Below are 23,284 nucleotides of genomic sequence, written 5' to 3'. Positions count from 1 at the left end.
TCAAAAATAATTAAACTTACTCAGTATCTTACAAATAATGAACAAGTAAAAAACTCGAAAGCCGCATAATTAGCGGTTTTCGAGTTTTTATTTACTATTAGATTGCTGTTGTTTCTCCACGGTATACAATACCACGACGAGGGTCAACAGTAACTAGTTCGCCATCAATAACAGTTGCAGTAGCATCTTTGGCACCTACAATAACAGGAATGTCTTGAGCAATCCCTACAACAGCTGCGTGAGAAGTTAAACCACCATCTTCTACAATCAAAGCTGAAGCTTTTTCAATCGCAGGCATATAGTCCTTATCAGTTGTTGGTACAACTAAAATCATACCATCTTTAGCTTTTTTGTTTGCTTCTTCAGCTGAGCCAGCAACAACAGCGTTGGCAACAACTGTTCTTTCACCAACACCTTGTGCTTCAATCAATTTAGAACCGATTAATTGAACTTTCATAACGTTAGTTGTTCCACGTTCACCAACTGGTACGCCAGCAGTGATCAAAATTAAATCGCCTTCTTTAGCAAAGCCTAAATCAACCGCTTTTTTAGTTGCTAATTCAAACATTTCATCAGTTGTTGAAGGTTTTTCAGCAACAGTTGGGAAAACACCCCAGTTTAACATTAAACCACGTTTTGTTCTTTCGTCAAAAGTAACTGCTAAAATATCAGCATCTGGACGATATTTTGAAATCATTTTGGCTGTATGACCAGATTCAGTAGCCGCTACAATTGTTTTAACGCCCAAGTTTTTAGCTGCACGGGCAACAGATAAACCGATTGTTTCAGTTACGTCTGTTTTATCAAAATGATTAATTTGGAATGAACCTAATTCTGATAATGCTTGTTCAGCTTCCATATCGATTCTAGCCATTGTACCAACTGCTTCAATTGGGTAGTCACCATTTGCTGACTCACCAGAAAGCATTGTTGCATCAGTACCATCAAAGACAGCATTGGCAACGTCAGAAGCTTCTGCACGTGTTGGACGTGGGTTTTCTTGCATACTTTCTAACATTTGAGTTGCAGTAATAACAGATTTACCAGCAGCATTACATTTTTTGATGATGCGTTTTTGAACCATAGGTACTAATTCTGGTGCAATTTCTACACCCATATCTCCACGGGCGATCATAATTCCGTCAGCGACTTTCAAGATTTCATCGATATTGTCGATACCTTCTTGAGATTCAATTTTCGGAATGATTTGAACGTGCATCATATTTTTTTCTTCTAAAATTTCTTTAATATCTAAAACATCTTGTGCTTTACGAACAAAACTTGCTGCAATAAAGTCGATGTCATTATCTAAACCAAAACGGATATCATCAGCATCTTTTTCAGTGATACCAGGTAATGAAATAGAAACGCCTGGTGCATTCACACCTTTACGAGAACCTAACATACCAGCATTTTTAACAACTACTACTAATTCACGGTTGGCTTGGTCTTTTTCAAGGATTTCCATATCTATTAAGCCATCATCAAATAGTACATGACCACCAATATGAACATCATCAAATAACCCTGGATAAGTAACAGAGATTTTTTCTTTTGTTCCTTTTAATTCTGGATCCATAGCGATGCGTGTTTGATCGCCTACTTCAAATTTAATGTAACCAGCGCGACCGTAGTCAGCTTCTGTTGTATCTTGAACAGTCGTACGAATTTCCGCACCTTTTGTATCTAATAAGATGGCAGCATCCATACCAGTTTCTTTCACTGCTGTACGTACCATTTCCATCCGTTCTAATTGCTCTGCATGGTCACCATGAGAGAAGTTAAAACGAAATACATTTGCCCCAGCTTCGATTAATTGTGAAATAATTTCTACTGAGTTACTTGCTGGTCCTAATGTACTAACAATTTTGGTCTTTTTCATTACGTAAAACGCTCCATTCTTGATTGTTTATAATTAAATAGTTTCACTATTTATTAACGAGATTAAAATGAGATTGTATTGTTTAAATCAAACAATGACAAATCAGGGACATGCTTATTGTTTTCAAGAGTTTCAATAATATCGGCTGAAACAACTTCATTATTTTTCATCCCAATACATAAGCCGCCTTTACCTTCTTCTAGTAATTCAACCGCATATGCACCAAATTTACTAGCTAACACCCGATCACGTGCGCTTGGGGAACCACCACGAACAATGTGTCCTAAAATAGATACACGCGTGTGGAAATCACCATATGTTGATAATTCCTCAGCAAATTCATTACCGCCCATTACACCTTCGGCTAAAACAATTAGACAATGTTTTTTCCCGCGGTCACGGCCAGCTTGAATTTTTTTAGCGATAGCTTCCATATCAAAATTATGTTCTGGGATAACAATTTCATCTGCTCCGCCAGCTACACCTGCCCACAAGGCGATATCGCCAGCATTACGACCCATTACTTCAATAACAAAAGTCCGTACGTGAGATGTTGCTGTGTCACGAATTCTATCAATTGCTTCCAAGACCGTGTTGATAGCTGTATCAAAACCAACTGTAAAATCCGTTCCCGGAATATCATTATCAATCGTTCCTGGAATACCCACAGCTGGGAAACCATGACGAGTCAGCGCCATTGCACCGTGATAAGAACCATCTCCACCGATAACAACTAATCCTTCAATACCAAATTTTTTCAATTGTTCAATACCCTTTAATTGCCCTTCTTCAGTAGCAAATTCAGGATAACGAGCAGAATAAAGGAACGTTCCACCTTTTTGAATTTTATCTCCAACATCCGCGATATCTAAACGACGAATATCACCAGCAACTAAACCGGCATAACCATAGTTAATACCGTATACTTCAAGTCCATCGTGGATCCCTTTACGAACAACAGCACGGATTGCTGCATTCATACCCGGCGCATCTCCACCACTAGTTAAAATTGCTATGCGTTTCATTTTCTCACCTCAAATTATATTTCAAACTAACAACCATCAATTTGATTCACGATTTATTCTATCAAAGAAAGTTAGAAAAGTCCTCCATCAATTGAGATGTAAGCTTTTCCAACGGTAAAAAGTTTTTGGAAATCAGATGAAATCATCTTAATACGACGTTTTCTCCCCCTAATATGTCACCTAATTCAGTTAATATCCGTTCATTACGACCTATCCAAAAATTTCTACTCAGCGCAATCTTTCGACCGTCTGACTCGAAATAAATAATCACTGGGATATTTCCCGCTGATTTTTTTAAAATATCAGCAATCAATTGCTCAGTTTCTTTGACTGGTCGGTCTTTTGTCACTTTTAAATAAAGGGTTTGATCAGATAAAGTATTCTCCACTGATTCCGCCAAGGTTATTTCCTCTACCAAAACTTGCAGACTTTGATCATAATTACTTCGCTCTACTTTTCCTTTTAATAAATAAACTTGATTGATCGACAAATTTTCACGAACACGGCGATAATACTGTGGAAATACGGTTGCAGAAATTTCACCGCTTAAATCATTGCCGGTTAAAAAGGCCATTTTTTCGCCTTTTTTTGTACGAATCTCACGAATTTCTTTTAAATAGAATAAAATCTCAGCCTGACTACCGACTGCTAATTGACTAATTGATTGAATATTGCGCTGTTTATTTAACTTAGGAAAACCCTCTGTTGGATGCCCAGACAAATAAAAACCTAAATACTGTTCTTCGATGTCTAATTTTTCAGCTAAATCATAATCAGTTAATTCTTGCTTTTTCAAACTCATAATATTTAATAGATCTAAACTGCCTCCACTGTATACAACATTTTGTAACTTGCCCTCTAATTCTGCTAATAGTTCTTTTCGATTGTTATGCAAATTATCAAAAACGCCAATATAAATGAGTGGTGCAATGTAGTCATATTTTAACCATCGCTCATCAATTCTCAGTAAAAACTGGTCTAAAGACTTAAATGAACCACCTTGATTGCGACTACTTAAAATATTTGCCACAAAATCACGTCGAATACCTTTAATTGCATCTAAACCAAAACGCATTAAATTTTTATCTATCAGAGTAAAACTAAATTGACTTTTATTAATATCTGGACCCAATAAATCAATCCCTGCACGACTTGCTTCAGCAATATACTCCCGCATTTTTTTACTATCACCACGAACAGACTGTAATAAAGCGGTATAGAAGGGACCGGGATAATGAACTTTTAAATACGCCATTTGATAACCTACAAAAGAATAAGCAAAAGCATGGGAACGATTAAAACCATAATCGGCAAAACGTTCAATATAATCATAGACTTTTTCCGCACTTTGCTGACTATAGTCTTGATCCATAGAACCTTTGACAAAGTGTTCTCTTTCTTCATCTAAGATGTCTTTTTTCTTTTTACTTACTGCTCGTCTTAAAATATCTGCTTGTCCTAGACTAAAGCCAGCCATTTTAGCAGCAACCTGCATAATTTGCTCCTGATAAACAATAATGCCATAGGTGTTTTCTAAAATTGGTTGGAGCGCCGCTTCAGGATAAGTAATAGGTTCTTTTCCTTTTTTTCTAGCAATAAAAGTATCGATATTTTGCATTGGACCCGGTCTATATAGAGCATTCACCGCGGCAATATCTTCGATTGAAGTCGGTCCCAATTTTTTTAGAACATTACGAATACCAGCAGATTCAAATTGGAAAACGCCTGCCGTGTCCCCTCGCTGAAAAAGTTCTAAAGTTGCTGGATCATCTAATGGAATTTGGTTTAACGTAAGTGTTTCATGATTAAACTGTTGGATGTTTTTTAATGTCGTGTCAATAATTGATAAATTACGCAAACCAAGGAAATCCATCTTTAATAAACCAAGACGTTCAACGTCTCCCATCGTAAATTGCGTCAATAAAATATCTTCCGCGCCATTTTGCAGAGGAACTAAATTAACCAAGTCTTGATCACTAATAACAACTCCTGCAGCATGGGTAGAAACATGGCGAGGTAATCCTTCTAAAGTTAAAGCAGTTTGGTATAATAATTGATTCCGTTCGCTTTGATTCACTAAGTTTCGCAAACGATCCGATTGCTCATAAGCTTGGCCCAAGGTAATTTTTAATTGATTGGGAATAGCTGCTGACCAGCGATTGGCTTCGCTTTGCGATAACCCAAATACCCGGTTAACATCACGCAGAACCATTTTGGCTGCCATTGTACCAAATGTAGCAATTTGCGCAACGTGAAAACGACCGTATTTTTCTTTAACATAATGTAGAATTTCATTGCGTCGATTATCAGGAATATCCAAATCTATATCTGGCATCGAATTTCGTTCAGGATTTAAAAATCGTTCAAATAATAAATCATATTTAATCGGATCAACATCTGTGATATTTAAAACATAAGCTACTAGCGATCCTGCTGCTGAACCCCGTCCAGCACCACTAACAATCTGATTGCGGTGAACATAATCCATCACATCCCAAACAATTAAAAAGTAATCATCAAAACCCATTCGATGAATAATGGATAATTCCATTGTTAAGCGTTCATGATATACCTCCGTAACAGTTTCCACACGTTCAGATAATTTCTCCCAACATAATTCCTCTAAATAGTTATCGGCTGATTCCCCATCAGGGACAGGATAATGGGGTAAAAGTTTTTGATGTAAGGGAATTTCTAGTTGGCATGCATCAGCTATTTTTTGGGCATTTCCAATCGCTTCCGGATGATCATTATAAGCAGTAGCAAAAATTTCATGAGACGTTAAAAAATTTGGACCTTCTGTTACATGTAATTCTTCATTCGAAATATGGGTACCGTTTTGTAAATGATCCATCACTTTTATTGCAAAAGCCTCTTGAGGCTCTAAATAATTGACTTCGTGAAGCGCAACTAGCGGTAACTTACTGTTTATATTTTCTTGATTACTAGAAATACCTTGATAGATTTCCTTAAAAGATAAAAGTAACTGATCAGCTTCTTCTTCAGAAATAAACGTTGGCAGGACTGCTATCAAATGGTCAGACTGGATATTGAGATCTTTTAAGGATAAAATTTTTTCCGCAATCATTCGTTCAGAAGAAATTCGCATCAATTCTTGGTAACCAAGCAAATCTTTGGCATATAATAGTATATGGCGTTCTTCAATAGAAGAAAAACTTAAATTTAAACCGATAATCGGCTGTATTTGATATTTTTGACAAGCTAAAGAGAATTCAACAGCCCCAGTAAGCACATCATCATCAGTAATCGCTATGCTTGAGTAACCTAGTTCTTTAGCTTTTTTTACATAGAAATCAACGGTTAAGGTGCTTTTTAACAAAGAATATGAAGTTCTCGTATATAGTTGTGGTAATTTCATAGAATCCTCCAAGTTTAAACTATAACAATCTCTTGAGACTTTCCTTTACTTTTCAGAAAATAATGCTAAACTGAACTAGAAAATATGAGAAAAGAGGTGTCTCAAATGAAATATTTAGTGACTTTCTTTTGGGCTTTCTTAATTGGTCAGGCAGTTTGCTATCTTGGTAGCGCCTTACAAAGCGGTGCTTACAATTTCCCATTATCTACCGGCATTTCACTTTTTGTTGGTCTAATGGCAATTATTGTTGCTAGCTTCGTTAAGCCAAAACAAAACATGACAAAAAAAGCATAATTTTTTCAACAAAAAACCAGTTACTCTATTGTAACTGGTTTTTTATTTTTTTCCTAGTTTCATACGATGGTTGTTTTTCATCGTTGAAAATACTTCTTCTATTTTATAAGATTCACTTTTTTAAATGCCCTATAAATCCAAATAAGAAAATTCAGCAAGAATATAACTACTGTAACCCAGACGATGGTCGTTCGTGTTTGACCAAATAATGCTAATAGCATCACTACCAAGTTAAGAACTGCTACCCAAAATTCTGATGTTTTAAAAATACTTTTCTGCATTTTTTAATCCCCTTAATCCAAACAACAAGTCATTTATTTCACTGCTAATTTATTGCAAAATCACAAAAAACTGCTTTTTATTTAGCAGTTTTTTTGAATAATAATTTTCTAAAATTAAAGAGGCTCAAAAGAATATTTCCGAATATACAAACACTCGTCGCAATAAATACCATTGAATAGCTGAAGGTATTTGCAACTCCAGAACCCAACATTGGGCCGATAACTTGTCCAAAATTATTAAACATTTGGTTATAGCTGTAAACACGGCTGACGCCTTCTTTTGGGGTCATTTTCCCAATCAACGTATTAATAGATGGCATTAAAGCTCCTGTAGAAAATCCCAGGAAGAAGCGCAATACGCCTAATTGAAAAGGCGTCTGCACAAATGCCATTGGCACAGTACATAAGAAGGATAAGACCAAGCCAAAAATTAAAATTTTATGATTGCCGATACGGTCGCCTAATTTTCCCAATGTCGGTGAAGAAGCGATTGCAGAAATCCCAGAAACTGAAACGATAAAACCACTGATTAACAAAGTATTGCCACCATGACTATTTAATTGCCGGATATACAATGTCAAAATTGGACTAATACTGGTAATTCCCAGCTGTAAAATCATAGTACTAATAAATAAACCGATCAAAACAGAGACATGATCTATTTTTTTCGTTAGATCTCGAATACTAATCATCTCGCCTTTTTTCACTGGAACAAAATTCTCTTGTACTAAAAAGATAGTTAAAATCATACAGATGAATAAAATCGCACCGGTAATCAAGAAAACATTTTCTAATCCAAATAATTGGGCCAATAACCCGCCGATCGATGGACCAATTAAATTTCCGGCTAAAGCACCGGTTGATAAAGTGCCAAGCGCCCAACCGCTTTTTTCTCTTGGTGTTTGTGAGACAATCATGGCAGTTGCGTTTGGTATGTAGCCCGCCAAGACTCCAGTCATAAATCTCATAATCAATAACCAATAGGCATTTGGCACAAATGCTAACGAACCCATAGTTATCGTCATCCCTGCTGCGGCACGTACCATCATCATTTTTCGACCTTTTCGATCCGCCAAATTTCCCCACAATGGAGAAAAAATAGCTGCTCCTAAGGCATTTACTGAAATTGCTAGTCCTGCAAAAATATCTACTTGAGACGCTGGGGTTCCTAATTGCTCCACATAAACTGGAATAAATGGTAAAACCAAACTAAAACTGGCGCCAGTGAAAAAACAACCAATCCACGTAACGAAGAGATTTCTTCGCCAATTAACTTTCATTTTTTTCGCTCCCTATCTAGTCCAAAATGACTCAATTATACTATACTGCTATCTTTAGAATTAGACAATAAATCTTAAAAAATTTGCAAGAAACTGAAAAAAAGCCTGATATAGTTGTGTTTTCGTTACAATATGCTAGACTTAAACAAATTGAAACGAGGAGATTACATGAAAAAATTAATCGCGATTGACTTAGATGGTACTACTTTAAATCAAGATTCAATCATTACAGAAAAAACATTTAAAACTTTGCGACGTGCTGTTGAAGACGGCCATCAAGTTGTCATTGCAACTGGTCGACCTTACCGCATGAGCCAACAATTTTATCACCAATTAAAGCTAACTTCACCCATGATTAATTTTAATGGTGCTCTAGTTCATCTTCCTGGCAAACAATGGAAAGGCGAACAAGAAACTGCAATAAATCGTAAAATTGTTTTTGACTTATTGGCTGAAAAAAAGAATCTCAAATTAGACTTTATTGCTGCAGAAAATCGAAATACCTTTTTTATTGATGATTTAAATTTCTTTGATAAGGGTCTATTCGCCTCTGAACAAGCAACTTTAGATAATCTATTAACCACTGATACTTTAACTAGCAATCCTACTTCAATGCTTCTTCGTAGCCAACCTGAAAATTTAGTCAGTGTCTCTAATGAACTAAAAAATCAATTTGGTCAAGAGATTGAAGTCAATACATGGGGCGGTCCTTCATCAATTTTAGAAGTAGTAGCTAAAGGTATTCAAAAAGCCCATGGTTTAGAACGGGTAATCGATGAATTCCAAATGGACAAGAAAGATATCATTGCTTTTGGAGACGAACACAATGATGTCGATATGCTGCAATATGCCGGCTGGGGTGTTGCAATGGCAAACGGAACTGACCAAGTGAAAAGTGTCGCTAATGATATTACTGATAAACCAAACTCTGAAGATGGTCTAGCAGATTATCTAACAAAATATTTGGATCTATAATCATTTAACAATTGTACTTAACAGTCTGAAATTTTCAGGCTGTTTTTTTATTAAATAAAAAACTAACAATATCAACAGTAGTGCTATCAATATTGCTAGCTAATATAAAAAGTAAAATATAAGGAAGGTATAGGAACCTTAAACACTTAAAGTTGGCTGTCATAAGCCTTTATTTAACAAAGATTCCCCTTTACAAAAAACAAAATTCCTCATTACCAATCATGCGATTTGATCAATTGCTGGGGCAAAAACTTCAATAAGCCATGGTGGTTAATTTGTTTGTTTATTAAAATAATGTAGCCATATGAAATCCAAATATTATATAAAGCCATTACCGACGTGGCTAATAAACACATCATAATTACTGAGAAATTAATCTATTTCATTTAAATTTTTCATCCTAGCTCAAGCTCAAAAGCCCTTAAATCCTCTTGATCTTTACTTATCTGTTCCTTTTGATAGACAGTCATTAATTTTGATTTATTCAATGCATCACCATCAACTTGTAATTGTTGTCTCCGACATTGAATTAAAGACCTACCTTTGAAATTGAAATTATTTGATCATAACTGCATCTCAATCCCTCTTTGCTACAAAATAAGGCTATTAAGCTGTACTTCCAACCTGAACACCAGGTATCTTTCCTGCTCTTGTTTCTTTAAATAAAGTTGGTAATGTGACTTTCAAATATTACGCAACATGTTGCGAGTTCCACACTTTATTTGGAATAGCTTTTTCTGATATCAATACTTTCAGATCATCCAATGAAATCAAAACGAATTGTTGCATTGACAAATCCTCCTCACTTAACGCCAAATGCTTGTTTTAATATAGAAATAATTAAATTTGACTTTGGGTCAGTTCTTTTACCTGATAAAGCTGAAAATACTTCTAACTTACTAACATTAATTAAACCAGTTTGTTTGCTTCTTTAAACTTGATAATTCGCTCTCGTAAATTTGTTGTATCCGGCATAATATCGCCTCCTCATATTTATTTTGAAAGCAAATAAGTTAGCAAATCGAAATATTCATCGACTCTTTTAACACGTGATGTTAAAATTAACGCAAAGTTAAAAAAATGCAATAAAGCCTAATGAACGTTGGGGAACGGTTTTTAGGTCTTTTAGTTGTAGCCTTTTTACTAACTAACTTGGTTACAAGAACAATTTAATACCTTGTGTTAAAAATTTTCTTACTTAATTTTAAAAAAGTGTATTTTAAAGCCTTTCACAGTTTTTGTTGGTATGAACTAGGCTTTTAAAATAAATATTATGAACCTAAAGGAGAAAGAAATGAAAAAAATTATTGGTAGTATTTTAACGCTCATTGCAGTATTTAGTTTAGCGGCTTGCGGAAGGAACATATCAACAGCAGATTTAAAAGCAAATGATTGGATTGTAGAATCTGAGAAAAGTGATTATCCATCAATGATCCTTAGCTTTTCTGATCATGTTATAACATTTTCAATTGATTCAAATAACATGGAATCTTCAGCTAAAAGTGAAATGGAATCAATTGGAGAAGAATTTGCTAAAAGTATTATCGATGAAATGAATTTTAAATATGAGTATACTTTAGATAAAAACAAGCTGACATGGAAGAGCGACGATAAAGATAACTCAGAAGATGAAACATACTTGGTTGGGAGTGAAGGGAAAAATATTATCCTAACACCTGAAAAAATAAGTGATTCTTCAGAAAGTGAGAAGATGGTATTAAAACCAATTGAAAAAAATAAACAAAATAAAAAGGAAAGTAACGATGAATCTGATTCATCATCAAAATCTGAGAAAAAAGATAATTCACTCTTAAAAAATAATAAGAAATTTAGTTATTTAGCTACTAATAATGGTGCAGAAAAAACAAAAATTATTGATCAAAAAGATTACGCCACTAATTGGTCGGATAGTTCTTGGTCTGGGGTTAACGTCTCAATTGATGAAGTAAGTATACTAAAAGTTGAAGACTTCAAAGATTACTCTGATGAAGAATACCCAGCATTTATCATGGTTCACTTTAACATTGATAATACTTCAAGAGATGTTGGCATTTTTCCGGAATATGCAACTTTAAATACAAATACAGGTGAACAAACTGAAGGCAGTTACCACATGAAATCGTTCGCTGGAGATTTGTTTAGTGGTAGTAAAGTTAATGGCTATGCTTCATTTCCACTAAGAAACCTAGAAAACGTTACTGATATTAACCAAATACGGTTAAAATTTAATAGCAGTTATGATACTGATGATTTTAATGATGATAATGCTTATCATGAATATGATGCAACTATAGATCTGCAATAAAAAAACACAATCCCACCCCTCCAAGAGTCAGATTGTGCAGAATAAATTAACCTAAGGAATAAGCTTATTTAATTATGCCTATTTTATCAAATTGAAAGAATTGATACAAATGGCAATTGAAAAAGAAACTGTCGAAAAGTTACCAAGCGAGAAATTCAGACTACTTATAACTGTTGGATATAACAAAAAAATCGTAAAAACGTGAATGAACTAGTGAATTATCTCGAAAGTTAGTCAATTACAAAAAAAAGCTAGAAACATTAACAGAATTGCTCTGTATCAATGTTTCTAGCATTATTTGTAAGATATATAAGGAAGGTACAGGATTTGAACCTGCGCGCCGGGATGAACCGGTTCGACGGATTTCGAGTCCGTTGCATTACCACTCTGCCAACCTTCCGCACAAATTATCTTACCTCTTTGAAAGTAAATGTCAAGAATTATAAAGAATCTAAGACTGATGTATCTTCTTTTTCTAAAACATTTTCGATGGCACGGTTCAACAAGTGAACAATCTCATCTTGTGTTGGCGAAATGATTCCTGAAGACATCAATGTTGCAATCCCAGTAACCGTAATCCAACTACCTACATGTAAAGCATTGATATGATTTTCATCTAACTTACTATATTTAGGGTGCTCACTAACCAATTGTCGGAAATACTTGTAAGAAAAATCATGCATCTTTTTCCCACCACCGTATTCTTGTACGTAAAGAGCGTTGTATAAATTATTTTGCTCTTTGGCAAAGTAAACATAATTTAAGCCTAAATCAATAATCGTATCTCCAGTCCGTACCTCTGGAAAAACATCGTAATATAGATGGTTACAAATCTCATCTAATAAAGTATTTTTTAAATCACCCATATTTTTAAATTCCAAATAGATTGGCTGTGTACTGATTCCCATTTTTTTAGCAATATTTCGGGCGGTGAATCCAGAAAAGCCTTCTCCTTCAACAACTTCATAAGCGGCCTTCAAAATCTGATCTTTTGTGTACACTTTTCTTCTCATCAACGTTTCCTCCTGAGGTGTTATTATTTTTCTTGTAATTTTATTTTAAACTCAAAGTATTTAGTTTGGCAACCCCTATCTTAAATGTTATTCAAAAAATGTAAAATTTCTTATTAAATAGATTCTAACTTGAGTGTTTTCTGTAAAATAGCTATTGAAATCGTTTTTATAATCTTTATAAATAATCTTATATAATTTCAACCAGAGATGTAGGCGTTATGCTTTCTTCTATTTGGTCGTTTTCTGAGTGATTGAGAATGAATGTATTTTTTTACTATTTCATGTTACTTTATTCCACTATCTTTCAAATTTTTATCTCACTAGAAAAACTTTTCTTGCCTAAACTCAAATTTTTCCCTACTATTGGAATAAGGCGGTGAAATAATGGAGCAAAGTAGCTACACACAACTAATTTTAAGTACTTGCTTAAGGGCTGGAAAAATAATGATGGAGTCTGGTTCAGAAGTGTATCGCGTGGAAGATACAATGAAACGAATTGCAAGAAACGCTGGACTTCAGGATATTCAAACATATGTGACTGCAACAGGTTTGTTTGTAGGATCACCGTCTGAAGAAAAAAGTCAATTAATTGAGATTACTCGCCAATCAATTAATCTAGAAAAAGTTGCAGCGGTCAATCGTGGTTCACGCTTGTTTGCATCTGGAGAAATTTCTTTACGAGATTTATATTATGCATTAGATTTTGTAGATGATAATACAGCGGATTTTCCTTATTGGTGGAATGTGATTGCAGCAGGGATTGTCAGTTGTACTTTAATGATTATTTTACAGGGAGACTGGCGAGATTTTATTCCAACTTTTATCATTGGTGCACTGGGTTTTACTGTTCATAATTTCTTCGGAAAAAAATTACATATGTATTTTTTCAATGATTTTTTTGCCGCACTAATTATCGGTGCGCTAGCAAATATTTTTGTTTTACTAGGTTGGGCACTGAATGTGAACAGTATTATTATTGGCTCTATCATGCCTCTGGTTCCTGGATTAGCAATTACCAATTCTTTTAGAGATATTATGGCTGGTCATTTAATTAGCGGAATTGCTCGCGCTACGGAAGCGCTCTTTGTTGCAGGAGCCATTGGCGGCGGAATTATTGTTGCTTTTCATTTTTTTTAAGGAGGAAACTTTTTGACTATACTTATCAATTTTTTCTTTAGTATGATTAGCACGATAACTTTTGGTGTATTAACTAATATTCCTCGCCGTGCATTTTTAACGACTGGTCTTACAGGGGCATGTGGTTGGATGACTTTCTGGGGATTAGAAACGTATTTTAATCAAAATGCTGGAATTGCTAATTTTTGCGCTGCGACAGTAATTGGTCTAATCAGTATTTTCTTTTCACGCCGTATGTCTATGCCAGTAATTATTTTTAACGTACCTAGTTTGGTTCCTTTAGTACCTGGTGGCCCAGCTTATATGGCGGTTCGACAAATGATGAATCAGAATTTTACCGCGGCGATGGAAAATATTGTAGTGGTCTTAGTTACGGCAGGAGCTATTGCTCTAGGATTTATGTTCACTAATTTAGTTGAAGGAATTTTAAAACGAACACGACAAAATCTACTAAAAAAAACAAGACGTTAGCGAGACATTGAGTCCAGCTAACGTCTTCTTATTTTACAATCAATACTGAACATTCTGCCATGCGAGCCATCTCATTTGCTTCAGAACGAATAAAACTTTTTTTCTTAGAGGCACCACAAACTAGTAGATCCGGTTGAAAAATGGGAATGATTTCTTCTACAATCACATGAGCTGGATCGCCTTCATCCACGTAAGCCTTTTCGACAGTAATACCTGCTTTTTCAGCCTTTTTCATATAATCTTCGGATATATTTACCACTTTTTCTTTTTTTTGCCGTAAATTCTCTGGCTGCAAATATTCATAAACATTCAATCGATTAATTTCAAATATCGTTGCCACCGCTATTTTTGAACCTAATCGGCTGGCCAGATCAACTGCATAATCAAATGCTTTTAGTGAATCTTCTGAATCATCTACTGCGACCAATATTTTCTCAAACATTTTATGCCTTCTTTCTTTAGCTTAAAGTACTATAAATCAAAAATAAATTCAAAATTGTTAATACTATCGTAATAAACCAAGCAAGATATTTTTCCCAATTTGGATTTGCAAACTCTCCCATTACTTTTTTGTCACTAGTAAAAATGGTTAGCGGAATAATTGAAACAGGTAAAGCGATACTTAAAAACACTTGTGTATATAACAGCAAATTCTCAACCGCCTCTTCATTTCCACCATACAGAATGACGCAAATGATTACTGGAATGATTGCTAAAAGTCTTGTGACAACACGCCGCATCCATAAAGGAATTTTCAAACGAATAAAACCTTCCATGACAATTTGACCAGACAATGTACCAGTAATGGTTGAATTCTGTCCTGAGGCCAATAATGCGACAGCAAATAAAGTACTTAGCAACGGACTGGCAATGCTTCCCACGACTGCTGGATTTTGTAGAGCATCATATAGATCAACAAATTTCCCTAAATCTGAATTCGTGCCATAAAATAAAGCACCACCTAAAATTAATAGTAGACAGTTAACGATAAATGCGACCGTCAATTGAATATTAGAATCCCAGGTAGTAAATCTGACTGCTTCTTTCATTTCTCTTGGATTATCTCGATCAAAATCTCGTGATTGAGAGATTGACGAATGCAAATACAAGTTGTGAGGCATTACCGTTGCACCGACAATACCGAGCGCTAATAAAAGCATCGAGCGATCCGTCGCAATTTTAGTTGTAGGAATAAAACCGCGAATCACTTCTCCCCAATGAGGATCAGCCACGGCAACTTCATAACCAAAAACACAAAAAATGACAAAAATCAAAGTTGCTACAATTGCTTCAATCTTACGAAATCCCAATTTAGTTAAAAGTAGCAATAGTAAAACATCTAAAGTAGTGATCAATACCCCAACAATCAATGGTAAACCAAATAATAATTGTAAGGCGATTGCCCCACCAATGACTTCAGCAATATCTGTTGCCATAATGGCCATCTCATTTACAACCCACAACGAAAAACCTAAAGCTTTCCCAGTTTTCGTACGGGTCATTTGCGCCAAATCTTTTCCAGTTACAATGCCTAATTTAGCCGCCATACTCTGTAAGAGCATCGCAACCAAGCTAGAAATTAAAACAATTGACAACAGACTATATTTATAAGATGCTCCACCTGCTATCGATGTAATCCAATTACCTGGATCCATATAACCCACTGCAACTAAAGCACCAGGTCCACTGTAAAGCAGCAGTTTCCGCCAAAAGCTAGCATCTTTCGGAACAACAACTGTTCCATTTATTTCTTCTAAACTGACGCCGTCAGACTCATGTATCAGATTTTTCTTTTTAGTCAAAGGTATTTCCCCTTATTGTTTTTCTTTAAGCATAGCTTAAGTTAAAAAAACTGTAAAATATTTAAAAAAGTTCATGATTTGCGTAATTTAGGTCTTAAGTCCTATACAAATTACACAATAATCCTTTATACTGCAAATGTAGCACAAAGGAGATGAAGAAATGAGCATTGCACAATCTAGAAAATTATTAAATATTATCTCATTGATGGGAATTGCCGTGACCATTAGTTTGGCAATTTACTTTTATCAATTAGGTGTCTTTAAAGATATGAATGCTTTACAACAATTAGTTGGTCAATCAGCAATTGTTGGTCCTCTCGTGTTTGTCTTGATTCAAATTATTCAAGTCGTCATCCCGATTATTCCAGGGGGTATAAGTTTAGCTGCTGGAGTCATTATCTTCGGTCCCTATTGGGGATTTGTTTATAATTATGTCGGTATTTGTATAGGCTCATTAATCCTTTTTGCCTTAGGTCGGCATTATGGAAAACCTTTGATCGAACATTTAGTCAGTGAAAAGATATTTGATAAATATAGTCACATGTTGGATAATGAATCTCGTTTTGAAAAGATATTTGCCATCGCGATTTTTTTACCAGTTGCACCAGATGATGCTTTATGTTTGATGGCTAGTTTAACAAATATGTCTTTCAAAAAATATACAGCGATTATTCTATTAGCTAAACCTGCTTCAATTTTCTTGTATAGTTTAGCTCTATTACAAGGCGGTCAATTACTGTCACAATTACTAACCCACTAATCAATAGTGGGTTTTATTTTTAGGTAAAGGTTGTTGGTTAAATGTTTTCTACTAAATTAAATAATTTTAAAATATTTCTATTATTCGCTAGTTTTCTACCTTTCGTCAATCTAGTGCTTTTTTTTATTTTAAAAAATACTAAGCTACCTTTATTAGGTAGTTTGCTTTTATTTGTTTTACTTATGAGTATCTATGGACTAATACTCTTAATGATAGAGACAAAAAAGCCGACCTGCAACTTGAATTTTTTCAAAGGCTGGCTGGCTTCTTCCGGACTAATATTTATTTGGTCTCCTTTATTATTTGCCCAGTTTTATCAACTTTTATTGGCGCGATTCTCTTTGCCTGCAAATATACTGTCTACTGTATTTGCTAAAAGATGGCAAATCATTCCGATTGTCATTATTATCTACTTAATTATCTTATATCTTACTACTCGATTTATTTTTTTTCCGTCAAATTTAACTCATGGTGATACTATAATCAGAGGTTTGATCAATAGTTGGAAATTTTCTCAAAAGCCTTGGCCGAAGGAAATTCTTTTTGGTGGATTAATGCTATTGCTGACAGCTATCATTTGGTTAGTGCGGATAAAACTTGGAGAACAATTGTTAACACTTTTCAGTCACCAGTACTCACTAATATTTGCTTTACTAATTTATGCATTAATCGGCAACGTTCTTTTTGCTCTCTTGATTGTTAAATTATTAAATCAGCAAAAACTAATTGTAAATGACGTTTTTGATTGTCATTGGTTATTGTTGAGTGTGCTAGGCTTAATCGCTATCACTATTTTAAATTATCATAGCGATTTAACTGCTTTTCAGCCTAACAATCAGCCTTATAGTATTTCTCATCGCGGTATAAGTCAAAAGAATGCCATTCAAAATACAATTACCGGATTAACTGATACAAATCTCCAGTGGCAACCTGATCTCGTCGAAATTGATCTTCAAGAAACTTCAGATCACCAATTAGTAGTCGTCCATGACCCAAATTTAAAAAAATTAACAGGAAGAGATCTCAACGTAGATCAACTAACTTGGCCAGAAATTCAACAATTAACATTAAAAGAAAACAATTATACTGATAAAATTAGTCTATTTTCTGATTATTTAGTTCAGGCCAATCAATTAGAACAAAAACTGCTGATTGAATTAAAACCTTCAACAAAAACACAAGAAACAATTGTTTCAGCGCTACTTCCATTTAAAGAGCAATTGTCTAATCATTTTTTACAAAGTATGAGCCTTAAAGTTTCTGAAGAAACAAAAAAATACTTTTTTGATAATCAAGTTGGCTATATTTTACCTTTTGATTTTCTCGGCGTACCAAAAAACAATTTGGATTTTATCAATATCGAACAGCGAACGGCTAATCCTTATATAATTCAAGCTTTAAAAAATCAAAACAAAGATATTTTAATTTGGACATTGCATACAAAAAAAGAAGCTTCTCAATTAAAAAGTTTAGCCATTAACGGCTTACTGACTGACGATCTATCCAAACTAAAAAGCCAAGCCACCCTTCAAAATTTCGCTGCGTTTTTCTTGCGTCTCTATTAAAAAAAGTACTTTTCCAAGGGAAAAGTACTTTTTTTAATATGCTAATGATTTATCTGAAATAGATTTTTTTATGTCTTGATATTTAACAACCATGCGATTCTGTAACTCTTGCACCATTAATTCATCGCATGGATCACATTCAGTTACGTTAATGACTGCTATATTCGTGTATAACTGTTCAACAACACCAATCACTTCCCGCTGAGAACCAACTGGTAAACATTTATACTGAGCACCGATTTTTATTTCTTCCATCTGAATCCCCTCCGTTCATTTCGTTTTTTATAATAACATATTATAAATAAATTGAAAACGCTTTTCACAAATAAATTTACTAATTAAAAAGGATATTTTGCCAAAAATTAGACTACTTTAAAAACAAATGGTTTAATAATAAATGTTATCTTTAATCAAGCATGCTTTTTATTACCTAAATTTAATTTAAGCATCAAAAAGCCTACCAATCGAAAAAATGATTGGCAGGCTCTCAGTATTATTCTATAGACGTTCGTTTAATTCTTTAGCTAAATCTTCAAAGCCAGGTTTGCCTAGTAAAGCAAACATATTTCTTTTATAGTCTTCCACACCGGGTTGATTAAATGGATTGACACCGTTTAAGTAGCCAGAAACACCAACTGCAATTTCAAAGAAATACATGGTGTATCCTAAAGTATACGCGTCCATTGTTGGAATGTGTAATACAAAGTTTGGAACGCCACCATCGGTATGAGCAAGTAAAGTTCCTTCAAAAGCTTTTGTATTTACAAAATCGACATCTTTTCCTTCTAAGTAACCTAAACCATCAAGGTCAGATTCTTGAGCTGGAATTTCGATAACTTTTCTAGGTTGATCAACTTTAACAATCGTTTCAAATATATTGCGACGACCATCTTGAATGTATTGACCAAATGAATGTAAATCTGTTGAGAAGTTCGCACTTGATGGATAAATGCCCTTCAAATCTTTTCCTTCAGATTCACCGTAAAGTTGTTTCCACCATTCATTTAAATACTGCATTCCTGGTTCATAGTTAACTAAAATTTCAGTTACTTTTCCTTTACGGTATAAGATATTTCTCAATGCAGCATATTGATAAGCTTCATTTTCGTCCAGGTTATCACTTGAATAAGCTGTTCGTGCATCTGCCGCACCTTGCATCAAGGCGTCAATATCCGCACCACTGGCAGCGATTGGTAATAAACCAACTGCAGTCAATACAGAAAAACGTCCACCAACATCATCAGGAATTACAAAAGTTTCCCAACCAGCTGCATCGGCTTCAATTTTCACTGCACCACGCGCTTTGTCAGTTGTTGCATAGATTCGTTTATTTGCTTCTGCTTCGCCATATTTTTTAATTAATAATTCTTTAAATACGCGGAAAGCAATCGCTGGTTCAGTAGTTGTACCAGATTTCGAGATTACGTTAACTGAAAAATCTCGGTCCCCAATTACTTCGATTAAATCAGCAATGTATGTTGAGCTAATTGAATTTCCAGCAAAGAATACTTGTGGTGCTTTACGGTCTTCTTTTGTTTGTGCATTGAAAAATGATTGATGTAAAAATTCAATCGCTGCACGAGCACCTAAATAAGAACCACCAATTCCGATAACCACTAAAACTTCAGAATCAGATTGGATTTTTTCAGCGGCTTTTTTAATACGAGCAAACTCATCTTTATCATAATTTACTGGTAAATCAATCCAGCCTAAAAAGTCATTGCCAGCTCCAGTACCTTCGTGTAGTTCTTTGTGAGCTAATGCCACTTGACTCTTGATAAATTCAACTTCATGGTCGTTAATAAAAGGTGTTACTTTCGAATGATCGAAATGAATGTGTGCCATTTTGTTTCCTCCTTGATGATTACTATTATACAGCTATTACTTTACGTTTATTTTCATAATTTTTCAAGCCAGAACTTTTTTATACCAAACCTTGTGCATACATCGCTTCAGCAACTTTAGCAAAACCAGCTATATTAGCACCTGCAGCATAATCTCCAGCAGTTGCGTAACGTTTAGCTGTTTCAGAAATTGTTTCATAAATATCTTTCATAATTAAATTAAGATTTTCGTCTACCGCATGACGAGTCCAAGAAAGTCGTTGTGAATTTTGACTCATTTCCAAAGCTGAAACAGCTACACCACCGGCATTTGCTGCTTTGGCTGGCAAGTAACAAATATTTCCAGCCTGATAAACTTCAAGAGCTTGATTAGTTGAAGGCATATTTGCACCTTCAGCAACAATTCTTATACCATCTTTTACTAAAATTTCCGCTTGAACCGCATTAATTTCATTTTGTGTTGCACATGGTAATGCAATATCCGCTTGAACAGAGAAATCCCAGACACTACCTGTTTGATAACTAGCATTTGGTCTTTGCTCGATATATTCGGTTAATCTGCCTCGCCGAACTTCTTTTATTTCTTTTAAAAGTTTTAAATCAATGCCTTCTGAGTCATAAATAAAACCACTAGAATCTGAAGCAGTTAGCACTTTTCCACCTAATTCTTGAATTTTTTCAATAGTGTAAATCGCGACATTTCCACTACCTGATAATTTAACTGTCTTATCTTTTAAAGAATCTCCTTTATCTTTCAATAGGTGATGAACCAAGTAGACTAAACCATAGCCCGTTGCTTCTGTTCGGATCAAACTTCCGTTAAAACCGACTGGTTTACCGGTTAAAATACCCATATCTGATTGTCGCAAACGTTTATACTGACCATATAAAAAACCAATTTCTCTAGCACCCACACCAATATCACCAGCAGGTACATCTAAATCAGGACCAATATGCTTTTGCAATTCAGTCATGAAACTTTGACAAAAACGCATAATTTCACTATCTGATCGACCTTTAGGATCAAAGTCGGAACCGCCTTTACCACCACCAATTGGTTGGTTAGTTAAACTATTTTTAAAAATTTGTTCAAAACCTAAAAATTTTAAAATACTCAGGTTTACACTAGGGTGAAATCTTAACCCGCCTTTATATGGACCGATGGCTGAATTAAATTGTACTCGATAGCCACGATTCACATGCCAATCACCATTATCTGCTTGCCAAGGGACTCTAAATTGAATTACACGCTCAGGTTCTAAAATAAGTGACAAAATATTTTTCTCAATAAATGTAGGATTGTCTTCTAAAAAAGGTATAATAGTAGGCAGAAACTCTTCAACTGCCTGAATGAACTCAATTTCATGAGAATCTTTGGCTTTTAAATCATTTATTAACTTATCAATGTATTCTTGGGTATTCACGTGCATCATCCTTTCAAAATAATAATAAGTTTAGCTTAATATAGTGGGCTTGTATAGCAATTTTTTAAAGATTAAAAAAATTCACAATACGGAGGAAAAATATGAAGAAAAAATTTGATGTGATTGTCATCGGTGCTGGGACAAGTGGTATGATGGCCGCCATCGCTGCAGCAGAAAATGGCGCTCAAGTCGCTTTGTTTGAAAAAAATAAAAAACCAGGTCGAAAACTACTCATGACTGGCGGCGGTCGTTGTAATGTTACCAACAATCGTCCTGTCGATGACTTAATTACCCACATTCCTGGAAATGGGAAGTTTTTATATAGTACTTTTAGCCAATGGGACAATCAAGACATTATGACTTTTTTTATTGAACATGGTGTTGCTTTAAAAGAAGAAGACCACGGCCGAATGTTTCCAGTCAGTAACTCAGCTAAAACCATTGTTCAAACGCTGCTAGCCGAATTAGAAAATCTAAATGTGACCATCTTCTTTAACACAGCTATCGAAAAGATTATTTCTGACGGGGAAAAAATTCAAGGTGTTAGAACTGAAAAGGGTGATTTTGGCGGAAAATGTGTTGTTGTCACCACAGGCGGCATGACTTATCCAAACACAGGAGCTACCGGTGATGGATATAAAATGGCAAAAACTCTGGGTCACCACGTCACTCCACTTTATCCGACTGAGTCTGCTATCTTTTTAAATGATTCTTTTATTACTGATAAAACATTGCAAGGACTATCTTTAAGAGACGTTCGTTTAACCGTTCTAAATCAATATAATAAAGAAGTTACCGCCCATAAAATGGATTTATTATTTACTCATTTTGGTGTTTCCGGTCCGGCTGCCCTACGCTGTTCAGGATTTGTAAATCAATTATTACGAGAACAATCTACAGTAACTTTGTCATTAGATTGTTTACCAGAACTATCTGAGGAAGCAGTGAAAGAAAAAATAGCTGAATTGGGTGAAACCTCTAATAAACAGCTAAATAATGCTCTAAGTATTTTACTTCCTGAGCGTTTACTAAATTTTTTCCTTCAAAAAGCAATGCTAACTAACAAAACTTATCGCGAAGTAAACGAACATGAATTGATTGAGCTCATCAACTTAATCAAAAACTTTCAAATGACCGCCACAAAAACATTAGGTCTAGAAAAATCTTTCGTAACTGGCGGTGGTATCGAACTAAAAGAGATTTCACCTAAAACTCTTGAAAGCAAAAAAATCACCGGCTTGTTTTTTGCCGGTGAAGTGCTCGATGTTAATGGTTATACAGGTGGTTTTAACATTACTGCTGCTTTTTGCACGGGACATGTTGCTGGTACCCATGCCGCTTATCAGAGTTTTGCTTAATTTTGAATTAAATCTACTGTTTGCCCCTTTGTTATTTCCAGAATAGCATTTGGGGCAATTTCTATCTGTAAGCCACGTTTGCCTGCCGAGACAGTTATTGTGTCATAACTTGCAGCTTCTACTGCCATAAAAGTCGGAAATAGTTTTTTCATCCCGATTGGTGAACAGCCTCCTCGAATGTAACCAGTCAAACTTTCTAAATCTTTTACATGAAGCATTTCAACTTTTTTATTACCTGATGCTTTGGCTAACTTTTTTAAGTCTAGCTCGTGATCACTAGGTATCACTGCAACGATTGGTCCGCTGGCATTTCCAACCGCCACTAGTGTTTTAAAAATACGCGCCGCCTCTATCCCAACTTGTTCAGGTACATGGCGGGCACTTAAATCATTCTCAGACCACTCATATTGATGTTCTACATAAGAAATTTTTTTCTGTTCAATCAAACGAATCGCATTTGTTTTTACTTGTTTTTTCTTAGCGATTTTT

The 23,284-nt window shown here is 34.9% G+C and carries 19 protein-coding genes and 1 tRNA gene; 8 read left to right on the top strand and 12 right to left on the bottom strand.

All coding sequences use genetic code 11. The features are described 5' to 3' along the window. Positions 1 to 97: 97 nt before the first annotated feature. The 3 genes from pyk to KUA55_RS17510 form a co-directional block, all read right to left on the bottom strand. Positions 98 to 1,882 carry a pyruvate kinase gene (gene pyk, locus KUA55_RS17520; protein ID WP_218327670.1) on the bottom strand — a complete coding sequence of 595 codons (1,785 nt, stop codon included), beginning with the start codon at positions 1,880 to 1,882 and terminating at the stop codon, positions 98 to 100. A gap of 62 nt (positions 1,883 to 1,944) precedes the next feature. Beyond that, entirely contained in the window at positions 1,945 to 2,907 is a 963-nt protein-coding gene (gene pfkA / locus KUA55_RS17515; protein ID WP_218327669.1) for a 6-phosphofructokinase, read from the bottom strand. A 142-nt stretch (positions 2,908 to 3,049) separates the two neighbouring features. After that, positions 3,050 to 6,286: a DNA polymerase III subunit alpha gene (locus KUA55_RS17510; protein WP_218327668.1), complete on the bottom strand. Its 3,237-nt coding sequence runs from the start codon at positions 6,284 to 6,286 to the stop codon at positions 3,050 to 3,052. A gap of 105 nt (positions 6,287 to 6,391) precedes the next feature. Between KUA55_RS17510 and KUA55_RS17505 the strand changes: the two genes are divergently transcribed. Next, entirely contained in the window at positions 6,392 to 6,580 is a 189-nt protein-coding gene (locus tag KUA55_RS17505) for a YjzD family protein (protein ID WP_218327667.1), read from the top strand. 358 nt (positions 6,581 to 6,938) lie between these two features. Here KUA55_RS17505 and KUA55_RS17500 read toward each other — a convergent pair whose 3' ends face one another. Continuing rightward, positions 6,939 to 8,141 carry a multidrug efflux MFS transporter gene (locus tag KUA55_RS17500; protein ID WP_218327666.1) on the bottom strand — a complete coding sequence of 401 codons (1,203 nt, stop codon included), beginning with the start codon at positions 8,139 to 8,141 and terminating at the stop codon, positions 6,939 to 6,941. Between the two features lie 168 nt (positions 8,142 to 8,309). On the opposite strand from KUA55_RS17500, the gene KUA55_RS17495 reads away from it, so the two are divergent. Next, the gene (locus KUA55_RS17495; protein WP_218327665.1) at positions 8,310 to 9,116 is read left to right on the top strand and encodes a Cof-type HAD-IIB family hydrolase; all 807 of its coding nucleotides are present in this window, start codon (positions 8,310 to 8,312) and stop codon (positions 9,114 to 9,116) included. A 1,294-nt stretch (positions 9,117 to 10,410) separates the two neighbouring features. Then, entirely contained in the window at positions 10,411 to 11,421 is a 1,011-nt protein-coding gene (locus tag KUA55_RS17490; protein WP_218327664.1) for an LptM family lipoprotein, read from the top strand. Positions 11,422 to 11,733: 312 nt separating this feature from the next. Here KUA55_RS17490 and KUA55_RS17485 read toward each other — a convergent pair. Both KUA55_RS17485 and KUA55_RS17480 read right to left on the bottom strand, forming a co-directional pair. Further along, positions 11,734 to 11,821, bottom strand: a tRNA-Ser gene (locus KUA55_RS17485). Positions 11,822 to 11,861: 40 nt separating this feature from the next. Beyond that, complete coding sequence (locus tag KUA55_RS17480; RefSeq protein ID WP_218327663.1) at positions 11,862 to 12,434, bottom strand: TetR/AcrR family transcriptional regulator; 573 nt, start codon at positions 12,432 to 12,434, stop codon at positions 11,862 to 11,864. A 384-nt stretch (positions 12,435 to 12,818) separates the two neighbouring features. On the opposite strand from KUA55_RS17480, the gene KUA55_RS17475 reads away from it, so the two are divergent. Both KUA55_RS17475 and KUA55_RS17470 read left to right on the top strand, forming a co-directional pair. Further along, on the top strand, positions 12,819 to 13,571 hold the full coding sequence (locus tag KUA55_RS17475) for a threonine/serine exporter family protein (RefSeq protein ID WP_218327662.1): 753 nt from the start codon (positions 12,819 to 12,821) through the stop codon (positions 13,569 to 13,571). Positions 13,572 to 13,583: 12 nt separating this feature from the next. Beyond that, positions 13,584 to 14,042 carry a threonine/serine exporter family protein gene (locus KUA55_RS17470; protein WP_218327661.1) on the top strand — a complete coding sequence of 153 codons (459 nt, stop codon included), beginning with the start codon at positions 13,584 to 13,586 and terminating at the stop codon, positions 14,040 to 14,042. Positions 14,043 to 14,070: 28 nt separating this feature from the next. On the opposite strand, the gene KUA55_RS17465 is transcribed toward KUA55_RS17470, so the two are convergent. Together KUA55_RS17465 and KUA55_RS17460 are read right to left on the bottom strand one after the other, a co-directional pair. Further along, positions 14,071 to 14,484: a universal stress protein gene (locus tag KUA55_RS17465; protein WP_218327660.1), complete on the bottom strand. Its 414-nt coding sequence runs from the start codon at positions 14,482 to 14,484 to the stop codon at positions 14,071 to 14,073. Between the two features lie 16 nt (positions 14,485 to 14,500). Further along, positions 14,501 to 15,844, bottom strand: coding sequence for an Nramp family divalent metal transporter (locus KUA55_RS17460; RefSeq protein WP_218327659.1), 1,344 nt, complete (start codon positions 15,842 to 15,844; stop codon positions 14,501 to 14,503). A 160-nt stretch (positions 15,845 to 16,004) separates the two neighbouring features. Here KUA55_RS17460 and KUA55_RS17455 point away from each other — a divergent pair, with 160 nt between their 5' ends. Both KUA55_RS17455 and KUA55_RS17450 read left to right on the top strand, forming a co-directional pair. Then, complete coding sequence (locus KUA55_RS17455) at positions 16,005 to 16,604, top strand: TVP38/TMEM64 family protein (RefSeq protein WP_218327658.1); 600 nt, start codon at positions 16,005 to 16,007, stop codon at positions 16,602 to 16,604. A gap of 341 nt (positions 16,605 to 16,945) precedes the next feature. Continuing rightward, positions 16,946 to 18,169, top strand: coding sequence for a glycerophosphodiester phosphodiesterase family protein (locus KUA55_RS17450; protein WP_218327657.1), 1,224 nt, complete (start codon positions 16,946 to 16,948; stop codon positions 18,167 to 18,169). A 33-nt stretch (positions 18,170 to 18,202) separates the two neighbouring features. Here the strand turns inward: KUA55_RS17450 and KUA55_RS17445 are convergent, their stop codons facing one another. The 3 genes from KUA55_RS17445 to gdhA all read right to left on the bottom strand — a co-directional run bounded on the left by KUA55_RS17445 (position 18,203) and on the right by gdhA (position 21,443). After that, the gene (locus KUA55_RS17445; RefSeq protein ID WP_218327656.1) at positions 18,203 to 18,424 is read right to left on the bottom strand and encodes a hypothetical protein; all 222 of its coding nucleotides are present in this window, start codon (positions 18,422 to 18,424) and stop codon (positions 18,203 to 18,205) included. A 243-nt stretch (positions 18,425 to 18,667) separates the two neighbouring features. Continuing rightward, the gene (locus KUA55_RS17440; protein WP_218327655.1) at positions 18,668 to 20,014 is read right to left on the bottom strand and encodes a glucose-6-phosphate isomerase; all 1,347 of its coding nucleotides are present in this window, start codon (positions 20,012 to 20,014) and stop codon (positions 18,668 to 18,670) included. Between the two features lie 79 nt (positions 20,015 to 20,093). Next, entirely contained in the window at positions 20,094 to 21,443 is a 1,350-nt protein-coding gene (gene gdhA, locus KUA55_RS17435) for an NADP-specific glutamate dehydrogenase (RefSeq protein ID WP_218327654.1), read from the bottom strand. A gap of 95 nt (positions 21,444 to 21,538) precedes the next feature. Here gdhA and KUA55_RS17430 point away from each other — a divergent pair, with 95 nt between their 5' ends. Next, positions 21,539 to 22,795, top strand: a complete 1,257-nt coding sequence (locus KUA55_RS17430; RefSeq protein ID WP_218327653.1) for a BaiN/RdsA family NAD(P)/FAD-dependent oxidoreductase — start codon at positions 21,539 to 21,541, stop codon at positions 22,793 to 22,795. Here KUA55_RS17430 and ybaK read toward each other — a convergent pair. Then, the gene (gene ybaK / locus KUA55_RS17425; protein ID WP_218327678.1) at positions 22,792 to 23,280 is read right to left on the bottom strand and encodes a Cys-tRNA(Pro) deacylase; all 489 of its coding nucleotides are present in this window, start codon (positions 23,278 to 23,280) and stop codon (positions 22,792 to 22,794) included. The two genes, KUA55_RS17430 and ybaK, sit on opposite strands and share 4 nt — an antisense overlap. Positions 23,281 to 23,284: the final 4 nt, after the last annotated feature.

Source organism: Enterococcus alishanensis, assembly GCF_019218635.1.
In the GTDB taxonomy this organism is placed as follows: Bacteria; Bacillota; Bacilli; order Lactobacillales; family Enterococcaceae; genus Enterococcus_A; species Enterococcus_A alishanensis.
Note: the sequence above shows the minus strand (reverse complement) of the source record. Positions and strands in the feature narration are given on the sequence as shown.